Annotated in this window: 3 protein-coding genes and 1 other RNA gene; all 4 read right to left on the reverse strand. The window is 46.4% G+C overall.

Annotated features, from left to right (window positions below; genetic code table 11):
• Nucleotides 1-232: hypothetical protein (locus tag RMO35_RS23475; protein WP_309744880.1), on the reverse strand; the 232-nt coding region annotated here is incomplete at its 3' end.
• A gap of 63 nt (nt 233-295) precedes the next feature.
• Complete coding sequence (gene rpiA / locus RMO35_RS23480) at nt 296-994, reverse strand: ribose-5-phosphate isomerase RpiA (RefSeq protein WP_309744882.1); 699 nt, start codon at nt 992-994, stop codon at nt 296-298.
• Between the two features lie 261 nt (nt 995-1,255).
• Nucleotides 1,256-1,444, reverse strand: a non-coding RNA gene (gene ssrS / locus RMO35_RS23485) — 6S RNA.
• Nucleotides 1,445-1,584: 140 nt separating this feature from the next.
• Nucleotides 1,585-2,250 (reverse strand): lipase (locus tag RMO35_RS23490; RefSeq protein WP_309744884.1); only part of this gene is annotated, 666 nt, incomplete at its 5' end.

Here is a 2,250-nt window from a genome sequence, read left to right on the forward strand (position 1 = left end):
TAAGAGAAAAGAGTACTCTTTCGAGATCTGTCCAAGCATCGCTTTGCATCATAAGCTGTGATCGATCGCTAATCGATCGTAATATAATTCCCTGAAACCTTTGAGCCTTTCGCCTACTCATTACCGATCGACAGTTTACGATCGATCGCACATCACCTACATGATTTCCAAAAGAGATAGGATCGCCAAAAAACAGGAACAATCGATCGATCGTTCCTGTGGTTAATTTCAACTAATTTAACCTGAGTTCGCGATCTCTTGGGATCGTCGATGACTCCTGGCTTCGGCTCCATTTCTACATTTCCTTAATAATGACTTTATCGCCTTGAACTTCACCGACTAGGATCACATCTGCCACACCGACAAATAGACCGTTTTCGAGTACGCCGGGGATGTTATTGAGCGTCTTTTCTAACTCAGCCGGATTATCGATCGAGTCAAACTTTACATCAACCACTAGATTACCCTGATCCGTCACGACTGGGCCAGCTTTTTTGACACCCATCCGGAGCTGGGGTTTACCGCCTAATTTTTCGATCGCCCGCATGACGGGAGTGACAGCCATCGGGATAACTTCGACGGGGACGAGAAAAGTGCTGCCCAATTTATCGACTAGTTTGGTATTATCGACAACGACAATAAACTGCTCGGCGAGGGCATCGACTACTTTTTCTTGGGTATGCGCCGCACCACCACCTTTAATCAGATTTTTGTGAGGATCGACCTCATCTGCGCCATCGATCGCGATATCGATCCGATCGGCTTCATCGAGCGTCGTTAAGGGGATACCATACTGTTTTGCCAGCACTGTTGCCTGAAATGAGGTCGGAATCCCTCTGACGTTGGTAATTTCGCCTGCTGCTAACCGTTTGCCAATAAACTCGATCGCGTACGCTGTCGTCGAACCTGTCCCCAATCCCACGATCGAATTAGACTGTACCCGCGCCGCAGCAGCCTTCCCAACTTCCTGCTTCATCAAATCTTGTGGTGTCATGATTCTCTTCAGTTCATCAAATGTCTTCCAATCCACTTTATCAGCAAAACCCTGCTCTATTCCCTATCCGCTATCTGCTGTCCCGACTTGCTCTGTTCACCCCAATCGCCTACCACTTCACATTCTGTCTTGGGGTGGGGTAGAGATCTGTCGGGTTAACTATTTAAATTGGTATTAAATTCCCTACTCTCTACCCTCTACCCTCTTTTTCAAAAAACAAACCCCGAACTAGTGTTCGGGGTTTGTTTTTTGAAAATATTTAGGTCAGCCGCAACGCCGTTTTACCTCAGTTTATGACCTGGTTAAAACCAGGTGGGTACCGGAAGTTCGTGCTTATAGTTTCTGAATACATAGTTCAGTTTACTGCCGCTAGAACAACATTAGTTCCCGTAAAAAATTCAAGCATAGATCAAAAAACGTTATTGGCAGTCACCAACGTCGCCGCCAGACCCTCTCTACATCTTAATGGGAGAATACTCGATCGGTCAAGTGAGGATCTCAGATATTCTGCGTCCACCTAACTCCAGCTCGGTATCTGCTTTGAATCTTCATCTACTGTGATGATGCTTAAACCTTTACGGTAGCGCCTTCTAACTCAAATACTTACTCCACTCAGCCAGAACCCCTGGCGAACCGTACCAGATGCCGGGACTGCGCGGTGAATGTTTCACCCCTTCAATTGTAATATTGGCCGCACCAGCTAGATGTGCCGCCTCGATCGCGGTAATCCCATCACCCCATGTATTGCCTTCACCACAAGTCTGTTGATAGCTACTATATGCCAACCACTGACCTAGCTTCTTGGCACCATAAATTGACTTGCCAGCAACACAGATATATTTGACATCTGGATACATGGCACCGGGATAATTATCATTCACAAAATCGAGGTTTTTCTTCGTCCAGCGTTCGCCGCTAATATGAGGAGTTCCTAGAGTAATTAGGGTATCTACTTTCGATTTTGCACTCCATAATTTTGCTGTTTCATCGACATCGCCATGAATGATATATGGTATCTCCCCGATGTAAATTCGACTAATCCAACCGCCTGCCGAATGTCCGATTAAATTAATTTTAGTGGCTCGATTATCTGCTAGAGCGGCATTAACAGTACGATCGAGTTGTCGCAGAATCGGTATCATCGATCGACCGCCGAGTGTAGGTAGCCAATCCCTTTTCCGCAGTGGTACTGTCGTTGTCGGGGTACCGAGTGCCGTTAAAGCTTGTTGCAGTGGCAGATAGACATCAGCACTTTC

Source organism: Chamaesiphon sp. OTE_20_metabat_361, from assembly GCF_031364565.1.